Source organism: Variovorax saccharolyticus (assembly GCF_030316765.1).
In the GTDB taxonomy this organism is placed as follows: Bacteria; Pseudomonadota; Gammaproteobacteria; order Burkholderiales; family Burkholderiaceae_C; genus Variovorax; species Variovorax saccharolyticus.
The window spans coordinates 153833-167908 of sequence record NZ_JASZYT010000010.1; the positions used below are offsets into that span (position 1 = coordinate 153833).

9 protein-coding genes are annotated in these 14076 nt (G+C 66.0%); all 9 read right to left on the reverse strand.

The features are described from left to right. Window positions 1–80 precede the first annotated feature (80 nt). Entirely contained in the window at window positions 81–1688 is a 1608-nt protein-coding gene (locus QTI45_RS27265) for a methyl-accepting chemotaxis protein (protein WP_286656554.1), read from the reverse strand. A 39-nt stretch (window positions 1689–1727) separates the two neighbouring features. Then, window positions 1728–3446, reverse strand: coding sequence for a methyl-accepting chemotaxis protein (locus tag QTI45_RS27270; RefSeq protein WP_286371489.1), 1719 nt, complete (start codon window positions 3444–3446; stop codon window positions 1728–1730). A 59-nt stretch (window positions 3447–3505) separates the two neighbouring features. Then, a complete protein-coding gene (locus tag QTI45_RS27275; RefSeq protein WP_286656555.1) occupies window positions 3506–5218 on the reverse strand; it encodes a methyl-accepting chemotaxis protein in 1713 nt (570 codons plus the stop codon). Window positions 5219–5248: 30 nt separating this feature from the next. Then, window positions 5249–5767: a chemotaxis protein CheW gene (locus QTI45_RS27280; protein WP_286371491.1), complete on the reverse strand. Its 519-nt coding sequence runs from the start codon at window positions 5765–5767 to the stop codon at window positions 5249–5251. Then, entirely contained in the window at window positions 5764–7422 is a 1659-nt protein-coding gene (locus QTI45_RS27285) for a methyl-accepting chemotaxis protein (RefSeq protein ID WP_286656556.1), read from the reverse strand. The genes QTI45_RS27280 and QTI45_RS27285 overlap by 4 nt, the downstream gene beginning before the upstream one ends. 5 nt (window positions 7423–7427) lie before the next feature. Beyond that, a complete protein-coding gene (locus QTI45_RS27290) occupies window positions 7428–9011 on the reverse strand; it encodes a methyl-accepting chemotaxis protein (RefSeq protein ID WP_286656699.1) in 1584 nt (527 codons plus the stop codon). 79 nt (window positions 9012–9090) lie between these two features. Beyond that, a complete protein-coding gene (locus QTI45_RS27295) occupies window positions 9091–10644 on the reverse strand; it encodes a methyl-accepting chemotaxis protein (RefSeq protein WP_286656557.1) in 1554 nt (517 codons plus the stop codon). A gap of 57 nt (window positions 10645–10701) precedes the next feature. Further along, window positions 10702–12423, reverse strand: coding sequence for a methyl-accepting chemotaxis protein (locus QTI45_RS27300; RefSeq protein WP_286656558.1), 1722 nt, complete (start codon window positions 12421–12423; stop codon window positions 10702–10704). A 35-nt stretch (window positions 12424–12458) separates the two neighbouring features. Beyond that, complete coding sequence (locus QTI45_RS27305) at window positions 12459–14033, reverse strand: methyl-accepting chemotaxis protein (protein WP_286656559.1); 1575 nt, start codon at window positions 14031–14033, stop codon at window positions 12459–12461. Window positions 14034–14076: the final 43 nt, after the last annotated feature.

Below are 14076 nucleotides of genomic sequence, written 5' to 3' on the forward strand. Positions count from 1 at the left end.
GGGGATTACCTGGTTGGCTGTTGTTGGTTTGGTGTTCTCGCGGCATCGCAGCGATGCCCTCAGGGTCTATATCGGCAGCGCTAGGCGAAACTTGAAGGCCGCGCCGCGTCCGTATCCCCGAGCCTGAAGACACCCACCACCTGCGACAGGTCGCCGGCCTGGCCTTGCAGCGACTGCGCGGCGGCGGCGGCCTGTTCGACCAGCGCCGCGTTCTGCTGCGTCACCTGGTCCATCTGCGTGATCGCCTGGTTGATCTGCTCGATGCCCGAGGTCTGCTCCTGGCTGGCCGCCGTGATCTCGCCCATGATGTCGGTCACCCGCCTCACGCTACCGACGATCTCTTCCATCGTCGCGCCCGCTTCGGCCACCAGCGCACTGCCCGCGCCCACCTTGCCCACCGAGTCGTCGATCAGCCCCTTGATCTCCTTGGCCGCCGCTGCCGAGCGCTGCGCCAGGCTGCGAACCTCGGAGGCCACCACCGCGAAGCCGCGGCCCTGTTCGCCGGCGCGCGCGGCTTCCACCGCCGCGTTCAAGGCCAGGATGTTGGTCTGGAAGGCGATGCCGTCGATCACCCCGATGATGTCCACGATCTTCTTCGAAGATGCATTGATCGAGGCCATGGTGTCCACCACCTGGCTGACCACCGCGCCGCCCTTGACCGCCACTTCGGAGGCCGATGCGGCGAGCTGGTTGGCCTGGCGCGCGTTGTCCGCGTTCTGCTTGACCGTGCTGGTGAGTTCTTCCATCGAGGCGGCCGTCTCTTCGAGCGAACTGGCCTGCTCCTCGGTGCGTGAAGAAAGGTCCTGATTGCCCGCGGCGATCTGGTTGGACGCCGTGGCGATGGTGTCGCTCGACGCCTTGATCTTCCCGACCACCTCGGTCAGCTCGATCTGCATCAGCCGGATCGAGTGCAGCAGGCTGCCGCTCCGGGCAGAGCCGGTGGCGATCGGTACCGCCAGGTCGCCGCTGGCGATGCGGCCGACGACTTCGGCTGCATAGGCGGGCTCGCCGCCCAGTTGGCGACCGAGCGAGCGGGCGACCATCAGGCCCATGCCGACGCTGGCCAGCAGGCCCAGCGCGGCAATCAGGAGCATCACCCAGCGCGAACCCTGATAGGTCTCGGCGGCGCTCTCCGCACTGGTCCTGGCCAGCAGCTTGCTGTGCGCCACCATGCTTTCGAGCACTTCCTCGAGCGCACGGGAATCCTTCAGCAGCTGCGCGCTGTCGTCCCCGACACGGCCGTCGAACTGGGAGCTGTCGAGCGACTGCTTGCCCACCAGCGCGACGAAGTCGGCCATCCGCTGCTTCAGCGGCGCCATCAGCGCTTCGTATTGCTTGTAGAGCTTGGCGCCCGCCTCGCTCTCCTGGAACAGCGGCTTGACCTCGGCGGCGCGTGCCTCCAGGTCTTCGAGCGACTTCTTGATCGCGTTGGATCCAGCGTTGCGCTCGCCGCGCGTGGAGGCCGACAGCAGCGTCATCTGGGACCGGCTGGCGTAGAGCAGGGCGATATTGGCCTGCTGCACGGACTGCAGGGCGCTCAACTCATGGCTGTAGAGCCTCTCGGTCGAGGCGCTGATGCGCGACATGTGAAAGATGCCGAGCGCGCTGACCACGGTGCCCAGGACCGCGACCACCAGAAAGCTCAAGACCAGCTTGACGGTCACGCGTAGACGTTGAAACCACTGCATTCCTTCTCCTTCTGTGGCGGCCCTTGGCACGCCTTTGTTTTAGAACTCGGTCCAGTCGCCCGACGAGGCGAGCTTCGGCTCGGTGCGCGCCGGCTCCGCCGTCCGCTTCGGTGCCGCAGCGGCAGGCGATGCGCCCGCTGGTTGACGCGGTGCGCGCGGGGCCTGCGCCTTCGACTTCGCCTGTGCGATGACGCGCGCGGCCTCGCCGTCGCTGGCCATCTTGAACACGCTGACCGCCTGCACCAGGCTGGTCGCCTGCTCCTGCAGCGATCCGGCGGCGGCCGCAGCCTCTTCCACCAGCGCCGCGTTCTGCTGCGTCACCTGGTCCATCTGCGTGATCGCCTGGTTGATCTGCTCGATGCCCGAGGTCTGCTCCTGGCTGGCCGCCGTGATCTCGCCCATGATGTCGGTCACCCGCTTCACGCTGTCGACGATCTCCTCCATCGTCTTGCCGGCTTCGGCCACCTGCTTGCTGCCTTCCTCGACCTTCTCCACCGAGTCGCCGATCAAGGTCTTGATCTCCTTGGCCGCCGCTGCCGAGCGCTGCGCCAGGCTGCGAACCTCGGAGGCCACCACCGCGAAGCCGCGGCCCTGTTCGCCGGCACGTGCGGCTTCCACTGCGGCATTGAGCGCCAGGATGTTGGTCTGGAAGGCGATGCCGTCGATCACGCCGATGATGTCGACGATCTTCTTCGACGAGGTGTTGATCGCGGTCATCGTGCCCACCACCTGGCTCACGACGCTGCCGCCCTTGACTGCGACTTCGGAGGCCGAAACCGCCAGCTGGTTGGCTTGGCGCGCGTTGTCCGCGTTCTGCTTGACCGTGCTGGTGAGTTCTTCCATCGAGGCCGCGGTCTCTTCGAGCGAGCTGGCCTGCTCTTCGGTGCGCGACGACAAGTCCTGATTGCCGCTGGCGATCTGGCTCGAGGCTGTCGCGATCGTGTCGGTGCCGGTGCGGACTTCGCCCACGATCTTCACCAGGCTGCTGTTCATCTCCTTGAGCGCCAGCATCAGCTGGCCGGTCTCGTCGGTCGTGCGGGCTTCGACGCGGCTGGTCAGGTCGCCCGAGGCCACCGACTGCGCGACCTTCACGGCCTCGGCCAGTGGCTTCGCGACGATGCGGGCAATCCAGAGCGCCAGCGCCAGGCCCAGGGCCACGCTGCCGAGCAGGATGCCGATGATCCAGAGACGGGCGTCCTTGAAGACCCGGTCACCCTCCTCGTCGGCCTTGGTCGCGCCCGCCTCGTTCACGGCCGCCAGCTTGTCGAGCATCTTGCTCAGTTCGAGGTTCAGCCGCAGCGACTCGCCGCGGACCTGGGCAATCGCTTCCTCGTTCTTCTGGGCACGCGACAGGGCGATGACCTTGTCGTGCTCCACCGCATACTGGCCCAGCGCCTTCACGAAGTCGGGGAAGACCGCCTTTTCTTCCGGCTCCGAGATCAGCTTCTCGTAGTCGGCCCGGTTCTTCTGCAGGCCGGTCCAAGCCTCCGCCATCGACTTCTCGTAGCCGGCCATGTCGGCCTCGGTGCTCGACAGGATGTGTTGCAGCTCCATCGAACGGTAGCGCGCCATCAGGCCCTTCATGTCCAGCAGCGAGCGGGTGGCGGGCATCCAGTTGGTCGTGATGTCGGTCGACATCTGGTTGACCTTGGACAGCTGCATCACCGAGAAGATGCCGACGAGCGCAGTCAGTGCAAGCACGACCACGAATGAGATCAGGAGCTTGGTCGCGATCCTGAGGTTGTAGAACGTATTCATGAAGTTACTCCCTTGATTGATTCAGGCCTTTGGCCCTGTGATTTGTTGCCGAGCCTCGATCAGAACTCGGTCCAGTCGCCCGCCGCACTGACGGCGGGTACAGATTGCGGCGCGCTGGCGGCCTTCTTCCCGAGCGGTCGGGTGGGCACCTTGGGGCTTGCCTTCGATGCGGCGGTCTGGACCGCCACGGGCCTGAAGGCCGGTTCGCTGCGTCCCGCCGAGGCCGCGCCCAGCTTGAACACGCTGACCGCCTGCACCAGGCTGCCGGCCTGTTCCTGCAGCGACCCCGCGGCCGCAGCAGCCTCTTCCACCAGTGCCGCGTTCTGCTGCGTCACCTGGTCCATCTGCGTGATCGCCTGGTTGATCTGCTCGATGCCCGAGGTCTGTTCCTGGCTGGCCGCCGTGATCTCGCCCATGATGTCGGTCACCCGCTTCACGCTGTCGACGATCTCTTCCATCGTCTTGCCGGCTTCGGCCACCTGCTTGCTGCCTTCCTCGACCTTCTCCACCGAGTCGCCGATCAGGGTCTTGATCTCCTTGGCCGCGGCTGCCGAGCGCTGCGCCAGGCTGCGCACCTCGGAGGCCACCACCGCGAAGCCGCGGCCCTGTTCGCCGGCGCGTGCAGCTTCCACTGCTGCATTGAGTGCCAGGATGTTGGTCTGGAAGGCGATGCCGTCGATCACGCCGATGATGTCCACGATCTTGCGCGAGGACGCGTTGATCGATCCCATGGTGTCGACCACCTGGCTCACGACGCTGCCGCCCTTGACTGCGACTTCGGAGGCCGAGACCGCCAACTGGTTGGCCTGGCGCGCGTTGTCCGCGTTCTGCTTGACCGTGCTGGTGAGTTCTTCCATCGAGGCCGCGGTCTCTTCGAGCGAACTGGCCTGCTCTTCGGTGCGCGAGGACAGATCCTGGTTGCCGCTGGCGATCTGGCCCGAGGCCGTGGCGATCGTGTCGGTGCCGGTGCGGACTTCGCCGACCACCTTCGCGAGGCTGTCGTTCATGTGCTTGAGCGCCTGCATCAGCTGGCCGGTCTCGTCGCGCCCCCCGATCTCGATGCGCATGCTCAGGTCACCCGCCGCCACCGTCTCGGCCACCTTGACCGCCTTGTCCAGGGGCCGCGTGATGCTGCGCGAGATGAGCCATGCAAAGAGGCTGCCCGCCAGCACCGTCAGGATGCCGAGGAAGAGCGTCAACGAAAAACTGCGCGCATTGGCCGCATCGATGGCGCGGCTCATGTCGTCGATCGCCTGCCGTTCCATCGACAGCAGGTCGAGCACGCGGGCCTCGTAGGCCTTGGCGGCGGGCTGGAACGAGTCCTTGAATGCGCGCTCCGTCTCCGCGGCATTGCCGCTGGCCTTCGCCTTGCCCACCACGTCCTTGCCCGCCTGGTACTTGGCGCGAAGTTCGACGATCGACTTGAACATCGCCTTCTCGGCGTCGGTCACCAGCAGCGCCTCGACCTTCGCCATGGTCTCGCTGCCCTTCTTGACGCTGTCGGAGATGACATCGGCAAAGGTGACGGGCAGCGTTTCGTCGGTGGTCTTGGCGATCATCGAGGTGCGCGCGATGGCCGAATAGGTCAGCACGTACCAGTCGGAAATGAGCCGCTCCTTGGCCAGCGGACTCTGCATCATGTGGCGCGTAGCCTCCGCGTTGTTCCGCGCGCTGACCAGCGCAGCGGCGGTCGAGACGATCGTGAGGCCCAGCACGATGGCGAAAGCGATGGCGAGGCGGGTGCCGATGCGGACGTTGGACAGGAGATTCATGATCAGGCTCGTGAATGGGAAGAGTGGGGTTCAGGCCGCGGCGGCTTCGATCAGGCCCATTTCGTCGCTGGACATCAGCCGGTCGATGTCCACCAGGATCAGCATCCGCTCATCCAGCGTGCCCAGCCCGATCAGGTAGTCCGTGTCCAGCACCGAACCCATCGCTGGCGCCGGCTTGATCTGCTCCGCCGTCAGCGTGATCACGTCCGACACGCTGTCCACCACCATCCCCACCACCCGGCCTCCGATGTTCAGCACGATCACCACCGTGAACTGGTCGTAGCTCGGCGTGCCCAGCGCGAACTTGATCCGCATGTCGATGATCGGAACGATGATCCCTCGCAGGTTCACCACCCCCTTGATGTACTCCGGCGCGTTCGCGATCCGCGTCACCGCGTCGTAGCCACGCAGCTCCTGCACCTTCTGGATGTCGATGCCGTACTCCTCTTCACCCAGGGTGAACGAGAGGAACTCGAGCGGCTTGCCGGCACGCGCCGAGGGTGCGGCCGCCTCGGAGGCGACCTGGTGGGCTTGATCTGTGGTCTTCACTTCGTTGACTCCATGACTTGAAAATTTCTGCTGCTGCTGCTTTTGCCGCCGCGGTTGTCGCCGCGGGCGTCCGGCCGGAAGACGCTGACCGCGTCGACCAGGCTGCCGGCCTGGTTCTCGAGCGCCTGGGCCGCTGCCGAGGCTTCCTCGACCAGTGCCGCGTTCTGCTGCGTCACCTGGTCCATCTGCGTGATCGCCTGGTTGATCTGTTCGATGCCCGCGGTCTGCTCGCGGCTGGCGGTGGTGATCTCGCCCATGATGTCGGTCACCCGCTTCACGCTGCCGACGATCTCTTCCATCGTCTGGCCGGCTTCGGCCACCAGCGCACTGCCGGCGCCCACCTTGCTCACCGAGTCGTCGATCAGGCCCTTGATCTCCTTGGCCGCGGCCGCAGAGCGCTGCGCCAGTCCGCGCACCTCCGCCGCCACCACCGCGAAGCCGCGGCCCTGCTCGCCGGCTCGCGCGGCCTCCACGGCTGCATTGAGCGCCAGGATGTTCGTTTGAAAGGCGATGCCGTCGATCACGCCGATGATGTCGACGATCTTGCGCGAGGACGCGTTGATCGAGGCCATGGTGTCGACCACCTGGCTCACCACCTCGCCGCCCTTGACCGCCACTTCGGAGGCCGATGCGGCGAGCAGGTCGGCCTGGCGCGCGTTGTCCGCGTTCTGCTTGACCGTGCTGGTGAGTTCTTCCATCGAGGCGGCGGTCTCTTCGAGCGAACTGGCCTGCGCCTCGGTGCGCGAGGACAGGTTCTGGTTGCCCGCGGCGATCTGGCCCGAAGCCGTCATGACGCCAGTCACGTTGGTTCCCACATCCGCGACGATCGCGAACAGGTTCGCGCTCATCTGGTTGAGCGCCCGCAGCAGCCGCTTGGTTTCGTCCTCGGGCCGGATCTGGAACTTCAACAGCGTGCCGCCCGCGATGGACTGCGCCACCCTGACCGCCTGGTCCAGCGGACGAAAGACCGTGCGCGAAAGAAACTGTCCGAGTCCGATCCAGGCCGCGGCCGAGCCCAGCGATGCCAGCGCGATCGACGTCGGCAGCCAGCCGGGCATCTGCGCGGCGGCGGCGAGCGGCGACATCGCCGCCCAGGCCGCGGCACCGAAGCCCAAAGAAAGCACAGCGGCGCCGGCGGTAACGGCGAAGACGCGATGCCGCACCGGAATGCGGCGCAGGCTGCCGAGCGGGTCCGAGAGACCGCGCCGCACCACTTCGCCCTGGCGCAGGCGCAGGCCCGTCGCCCGGCCATCGAGGATGCGGCGATAGATCTCGGCGACCGCCTCCACGTCCGCAGGTTCGGGACGGCTGCGCACGGACATGTAGCCCTCGGTCGCGCCGTTTCGATGGATCGGCGTCACGTTGGCCTGCACCCAGTAGAAGTCGCCGTTCTTGCGGCGGTTCTTGACCAGGCCGGTCCATGGCAGGCCACGGCCCAGGGTCTCCCACATGTCGGCGAAGGCTTCCGGCGGCATGTCGGGGTGGCGCACGATGTTGTGCGCCTTGCCGATCAGCTCGTCGAGCTCGTAGCCGCTGACCTCGACGAAGATCGGATTGACATAGGTGATGCGCCCCTTCAGATCGGTGCGCGACACCAGCGCCGCGTCGGGCGGCAGCAGGAATTCCTTGTCGCTGATGGGTAGATTGACACGCATGTTCTTCAGTGCTTTCCGGTTTCAAAATCAAGCCTGAACATGCTCACGACTTGCGACAGGCTTCCGGCCTGTTCCTGCAGCGACCCGGCGGCGGCCGCAGCCTCTTCCACCAGCGCCGCGTTCTGCTGCGTCACCTGGTCCATCTGCGTGATCGCCTGGTTGATCTGCTCGATGCCCGAGGTCTGCTCCTGGCTGGCCGCCGTGATCTCGCCCATGATGTCGGTCACCCGCTTCACGCTGTCGACGATCTCTTCCATCGTCTTGCCGGCTTCGGCCACCTGCTTGCTGCCCTCCTCGACCTTCTCCACCGAGTCGCCGATCAGGGTCTTGATCTCCTTGGCCGCTGCTGCCGAGCGCTGCGCCAGGCTGCGCACTTCGGAGGCCACCACCGCGAAGCCGCGGCCCTGTTCGCCTGCACGCGCAGCTTCCACCGCTGCGTTCAAGGCCAGGATATTGGTCTGGAAGGCAATGCCGTCGATCACCCCGATGATGTCCACGATCTTGCGCGAGGACGCGTTGATCGAGCCCATGGTGTCGACCACCTGGCTCACGACGCTGCCGCCCTTGACTGCGACTTCGGAGGCCGAGACCGCCAACTGGTTGGCTTGGCGCGCGTTGTCCGCGTTTTGCTTGACGGTGCTGGTGAGTTCTTCCATCGAGGCCGCCGTCTCTTCGAGCGAGCTGGCCTGCTCTTCGGTGCGCGACGACAGATCCTGGTTGCCGCTGGCGATCTGGCTCGAAGCCGTCGCGATCGTGTCGGTGCCGGTGCGGACTTCGCCGACCACCTTCGAGAGACTGCCGCGCATGTGCTCGATCGCATGCATCAGGCTGGACGCGTCGCCGGCCTTCAGCTCGATGCTTGCCGCGAGGTCGCCGTCCGCGATCCGCCGGGCGATGGCCGACGCGGCAGCCGGCTCGCCGCCCAGCTGCTTCAACAGGCCGCGCGATATGCTCCATCCCAGCGCAAACAGAACGGCGGCCAGGGCCACCGCCCAAGCCGACAAGGCGATCAGCCGCTGGATGATCTTCGCACTCACCGTGTCGACATACACACCCGAGCCGACGATCCACCCCCAGGGCTTGAAGCCCTTGACATAGGACACCTTGGGCACCGGCGTCTCGCTGCCCGGCTTCGCCCACTCGTAGGACACGAAACCGGCGTCGCTGGCTTTGACCGTCTTCACGAACTCGATGAAGATGGCCTTGCCGGTGCTGTCCTTGTTGCCCGACAGGTCCTTGTTCTCGAGCGCCGGACTGATCGGATGCATCAGCATCCGCGGCTCCATGTCGTTGAGCCAGAAATATTCGTTGCCGCTGTAGCGCAAGCCGCGCAGGGTCTGCATCGCCTGCTCCTTGGCTTGCGCCTCGCTGAGCACGCCCTTCTCCGCCAGCCCGTGGTAGTAGGTGAGCACCCCGTAGGCCGTCTCGACGGCCTGGCGGACGCTGGCCTGGCGCTCCTCCATGATGAGCTTCTGCTCGGAGTACAGGAACAGCCCGGTCAATGCGAAGACCCCGAGGACTGCGGCGCTCACGAGGATGCCAAGCCTCCTCGCGATGCTGACGGAGCGGAAATTCAGGATCTGGGACATGCTGGCCTGGGTGATTGGATGGTCCACACTGCTATCGGCAGCGCGCCGCCCGTCTTGAAGGGCTGGCGCGAAATTCCGCTCAGCGGCCCCCGTCCAGCTTGAACACGCTGACCGCCTGCACCAGGCTTCCGGCCTGTTCCTGCAGCGACCCGGCGGCCGCAGCAGCCTCTTCCACCAGCGCCGCGTTCTGCTGCGTCACCTGGTCCATCTGCGTGATCGCCTGGTTGATCTGCTCGATCCCCGAGGTCTGCTCCTGGCTGGCCGCCGTGATCTCGCCCATGATGTCGGTCACCCGCTTCACGCTGTCGACGATCTCCTCCATCGTCTTGCCGGCTTCGGCCACCTGCTTGCTGCCTTCCTCGACCTTCTCCACCGAGTCGCCGATCAGGGTCTTGATCTCCTTGGCCGCCGCTGCCGAGCGCTGCGCCAGGCTGCGCACTTCGGAAGCCACCACTGCGAAGCCGCGGCCCTGTTCGCCGGCACGTGCGGCTTCCACTGCGGCATTGAGCGCCAGGATGTTCGTTTGAAAGGCGATGCCATCGATCACGCCGATGATGTCGACGATCTTGCGCGAGGACGCGTTGATCGAGCCCATGGTGTCGACCACCTGGCTCACGACGCTGCCGCCCTTGACTGCGACTTCGGAGGCCGAGACGGCCAGCTGATTCGCCTGGCGGGCGTTGTCCGCGTTTTGCTTGACCGTGCTGGTGAGTTCTTCCATCGACGCTGCGGTCTCTTCGAGCGAACTGGCCTGCTCTTCGGTGCGCGACGACAAGTCCTGGTTGCCGCTGGCGATCTGGCCCGAGGCCGTGGCGATCGTGTCGGTGCCGGTGCGGACCTCGCCGACCACCTTCGCGAGGCTGTCGTTCATGTGCTTGAGCGCCTGCATCAGCTGGCCGGTCTCGTCGCGGCTTTCGACCGCGATCCGGCTGCCCAGGTTGCCGTCGGCCACGCTCTCGGCCACCTGGACCGCCTGACTCAGCGGACGAACGATCCCGACCGTCAAACGCCATGCGAACAGTGCACCCGCCGCCAGCGCGATGATCGACAGCACGATCAGCGCCCTGCGCCCCGTGTCGTGCTCGTTCGCGATCGCCCGGGCCGAAGCGTCGATCTGCGCGCGCTCGTGCACGGTGAGAGCGCCCACGGCTTTCTGGTAGTTCGCGAGCGCCGCGGCGAACTCGTTGTCGGCCAGCTTGCCGGCGCCCTCGGCATCGTTCGCGGCCTTGAGCTTGTTGAGCGCCGCGAGCAGTTCGAGCACCACCCGGCGCGCTTCGGCCACGTCGCCGTAGAGCTTCTTCTCTTCGGGAGAGCTCAGCAATTCTTCAAGCTTCTTCTGCAGCGGATTGATCAGCGCCTGCCCGGCGCCCAGTTCCTTCTTGAAATAGGCCTCGGTGGCGCTGTCGGAGGCCTTGACGATCGCGAAGGTGCGCACGATGTTGGCCGCCAACAGGGTCGACCATTCGCCGACCATGCGTTCCTTGACCAAGGTCTGTTCGACCATCTGCTGCGTGGCGTTCCCCACATTGGCCAGGCGCAGCATGCCGGTGGCCGAAAGCAAGGCCATCAGCACCAGCATGGCTGCAAAGCCGATGCCCAGGCGCGTGCCGATCTTCAGATTCTTCAAGCTCATCGCAAATCCCTCTTTTCCATCAAACGGGTGGCGTGGCGCCGGGCGCCACAAGACTTTCTAGAACTCGGTCCAGTCGCCAGCGGCGGACGCCGTCGTCACCGGCCGGGACGGCGCGGCGGCCTGCGGCGCGCGTGGCGCCGTGGCCTGAGGTGCCTGCTTCTTCGGCGCCGGTCTCGCGGGCGGAGCGACAGTTGCCGCGGCGTGCGCGAAGGCGTGCGCCGGGCGACCCGCCGCATCGAGCTTGAAGACGCTCACCACCTGCGACAGGTTGCCCGCCTGCTCCTGCAGCGACTGCGCAGCCGCCGAGGCTTCCTCCACCAGTGCCGCGTTCTGCTGCGTCACCTGGTCCATCTGCGTGATCGCCTGGTTGATCTGCTCGATGCCCGAGGTCTGCTCCTGGCTGGCTGCCGTGATCTCGCCCATGATGTCCGTCACCCGCTTCACGCTGTCGACGATCTCCTCCATCGTCTTGCCGGCTTCGGCCACCTGTTTGCTGCCTTCCTCGACCTTCTCCACCGAGTCGCCGATCAGGGTCTTGATCTCCTTGGCGGCTGCTGCCGAGCGCTGCGCCAGGCTGCGCACCTCGGAGGCCACGACCGCGAAGCCGCGGCCCTGCTCGCCGGCACGCGCAGCTTCCACTGCGGCATTGAGCGCCAGGATGTTGGTCTGGAAGGCAATGCCGTCGATCACGCCGATGATGTCCACGATCTTGCGCGAGGACGCGTTGATCGATCCCATGGTGTCGACCACCTGGCTCACGACGCTGCCGCCCTTGACTGCGACTTCGGAGGCCGAAACCGCCAGCTGGTTGGCTTGGCGGGCGTTGTCCGCGTTCTGCTTGACGGTCGAGGTGAGTTCTTCCATCGAGGCTGCGGTCTCTTCGAGCGAGCTGGCCTGCTCTTCGGTGCGCGAGGACAGGTCCTGGTTGCCGCTGGCGATCTGGCCCGAGGCCGTCGCGATCGTGTCGGTTCCGCTGCGGACTTCGCCCACGATCTTCACCAGGCTGCTGTTCATCTCCTTGAGCGCCTGCATCAGCCGTCCGGTCTCGTCCTTCGAATGGACTTCGATGCGCGAGCTGATGTCGCCCGCGGCCACGGTCTCTGCGATCTTTACCGCCTCGCCGATCGGCCGGGTGATCGAACGCGTGATGAACCACGCGATGGCCGCGCCCATCAGGATCGCGAAGCCGCCCAGCCCGAGCATGAGCTTGCGCGCCTGGCGGTACTCGGCCGCCGCTTCGTCCATGGCTTTCTCGGACAACCGGTTCTCGTGCGCCGCCATCTCGTCCAAAGCCGCCAGCGTGGCGCGCACGGCGGGATCGAACTTCTTCATCACCAGCTCGGTCGCCTCTTCGTTCTTGTTCTGGAGTGCGAGTTCGAGCAGCTTCTCGTTCAGCGGCGCCGCCACCGCCAACGCCTGCTCGACCTTGGCGATCCGGCTCTTGCCCTCGTCCGAGACGACCAGCTTGCCGAGCGTGGTCCTGGCCACGGTGTAGCGCTCGCGCGCCGCCGCGACTTTCTTCATCTGCTCGCGCATCGCGGCTTCGTCGGACAGCAGCACGAGTTGCGTGCCGTAGCCCGCGATGTCGCGGATCGAATCCAGCATCGTGTTGACCGTCGCGACCTTCACGTTGTTGAGCGTGACGATGCCGTCGAGCCGCTGCTGGATGGCCGCCAGCGAATTCAGGCCAAGGCCCATCAGCAGCGCCAGCAGAAGCAGCACGGCAGCGAATCCGGCAGCGAGGCGGGTTCCGATCTTGAGGTTTGAAAGCGTGTTCATGGGGTAGGAAGGAATGAGAGGGACCAGAGCGGATATCAGTGCATGGCGGCGCCGGCGAGCGGACGTGATTCGTCCTCGAGCTTGAAGGTGCTCACGATCTGGGAGAGGCTTCCCGCCTGTTCCTGGAGCGACTGCGCAGCCGCCGCAGCCTCTTCCACCAGTGCCGCGTTCTGCTGCGTCACCTGGTCCATCTGCGTGATCGCCTGATTGATCTGCTCGATGCCCGAGGTCTGCTCCTGGCTGGCCGCCGTGATCTCGCCCATGATGTCGGTCACCCGCCTCACGCTGCCGACGATCTCTTCCATCGTCGCGCCCGCTTCGGCCACCAGCGCACTGCCCGCGCCCACCTTGCCCACCGAGTCGTCGATCAGCCCCTTGATCTCCTTGGCCGCCGCTGCCGAGCGCTGCGCCAGGCTGCGAACCTCGGAGGCCACCACCGCGAAGCCGCGACCCTGCTCGCCGGCGCGCGCGGCCTCCACGGCTGCATTGAGCGCCAGGATGTTGGTCTGGAAGGCGATGCCGTCGATCACCCCGATGATGTCCACGATCTTCTTCGAAGATGCATTGATCGAGGCCATGGTGTCCACCACCTGGCTGACCACGGCGCCGCCCTTGACCGCCACTTCGGAGGCCGATGCGGCGAGCTGGTTGGCCTGGCGCGCGTTGTCCGCGTTCTGCTTGACCGTGCTGGTGAGTTCTTCCATCGAGGCCGCCGTCTCTTCGAGCGAACTGGCCTGCTCCTCGGTGCGCGAGGACAGGTCCTGGTTGCCGGCAGCGATCTGCCCCGAGGCGGTCACGATCGAATCGGTCGATGTCTTGATGCGGCCCACCAGGTCGGTCAAGGTGTCTTCCATCTCGCCCATGCCGCGCAGCAGCCGGCCGAAGTCGCCGCCGCGCCGGGTCTCGAACTCCTGGCTCAGGTCGCCAGCCGCCACGGTGTCGGCGATCAGCAGCGCCTCGTCGATCGGCTGCACGATGCTGCGCGTCAGCATCCAGGCCAGCGCCGAGCCCAGCGCCAGCGCGATCGCGGCCAGCACCATGAGGTTCATGCGGCCGGCACGGTAGGACGCATCGATCTCCATGGCCAGCTTGTCGATCTGCTCCTGTTCATGGGTCAGGATGCGGCGGATGCTGGCGTCGTAGCTGTCGAGCGTGGGCACCAGCTTGTCCTTGGCGATACGCATCGCCTCTTCCTGCTTGCCATCGGCCTTCAGCTTGAGGAGCATGGTGCGCAGCTCGATGTAGTCGGCGCGCTTGGTCTTGATGTCGGCCGCCAGCGCCATCTCCTGCGGCGAGCTCAGCAGCTCTTCGAGCTTCTTCTGGGTCTCGGAGATCGTGGTGCTGGTCTTGCTCATGCCCTTCTGCAGGTAGGCTTGCACTTCGGGCTCGTTGGTGTTCAGCAGCGCATAGGTGCGCACGCTGTTGGTGCTGGTGCCGAGCAGCCATCCGGCGGCCAGCCTCTCCTTCACGAGGGATCGCTTCGCCAGGTCGTTGGTGGCATCGCCCACGGCCTGCAGGCGCAGCACGCCGATGCAGGCGATGGCAGCCACCAGGGCCAGGATCAGTGCGAACCCGCCGCCGAGGCGGGTGCCAATCTTCCAGTCTTTCATTCCAGTGCTCCGATCGCTTCGTTGCTTGTCTCTGAGGCTTCGA

Coding starts and splice junctions, on each gene's coding strand:
- QTI45_RS27265 (WP_286656554.1), bottom strand. CDS start 1,688: ATGCAGTGGTTTCAACGTCTACGCGTGACCGTCAAGCTGGTCTTGAGC.
- QTI45_RS27270 (WP_286371489.1), bottom strand. CDS start 3,446: ATGAATACGTTCTACAACCTCAGGATCGCGACCAAGCTCCTGATCTCA.
- QTI45_RS27275 (WP_286656555.1), bottom strand. CDS start 5,218: ATGAATCTCCTGTCCAACGTCCGCATCGGCACCCGCCTCGCCATCGCT.
- QTI45_RS27285 (WP_286656556.1), bottom strand. CDS start 7,422: ATGCGTGTCAATCTACCCATCAGCGACAAGGAATTCCTGCTGCCGCCC.
- QTI45_RS27290 (WP_286656699.1), bottom strand. CDS start 9,011: ATGTCCCAGATCCTGAATTTCCGCTCCGTCAGCATCGCGAGGAGGCTT.
- QTI45_RS27295 (WP_286656557.1), bottom strand. CDS start 10,644: ATGAGCTTGAAGAATCTGAAGATCGGCACGCGCCTGGGCATCGGCTTT.
- QTI45_RS27300 (WP_286656558.1), bottom strand. CDS start 12,423: ATGAACACGCTTTCAAACCTCAAGATCGGAACCCGCCTCGCTGCCGGA.
- QTI45_RS27305 (WP_286656559.1), bottom strand. CDS start 14,033: ATGAAAGACTGGAAGATTGGCACCCGCCTCGGCGGCGGGTTCGCACTG.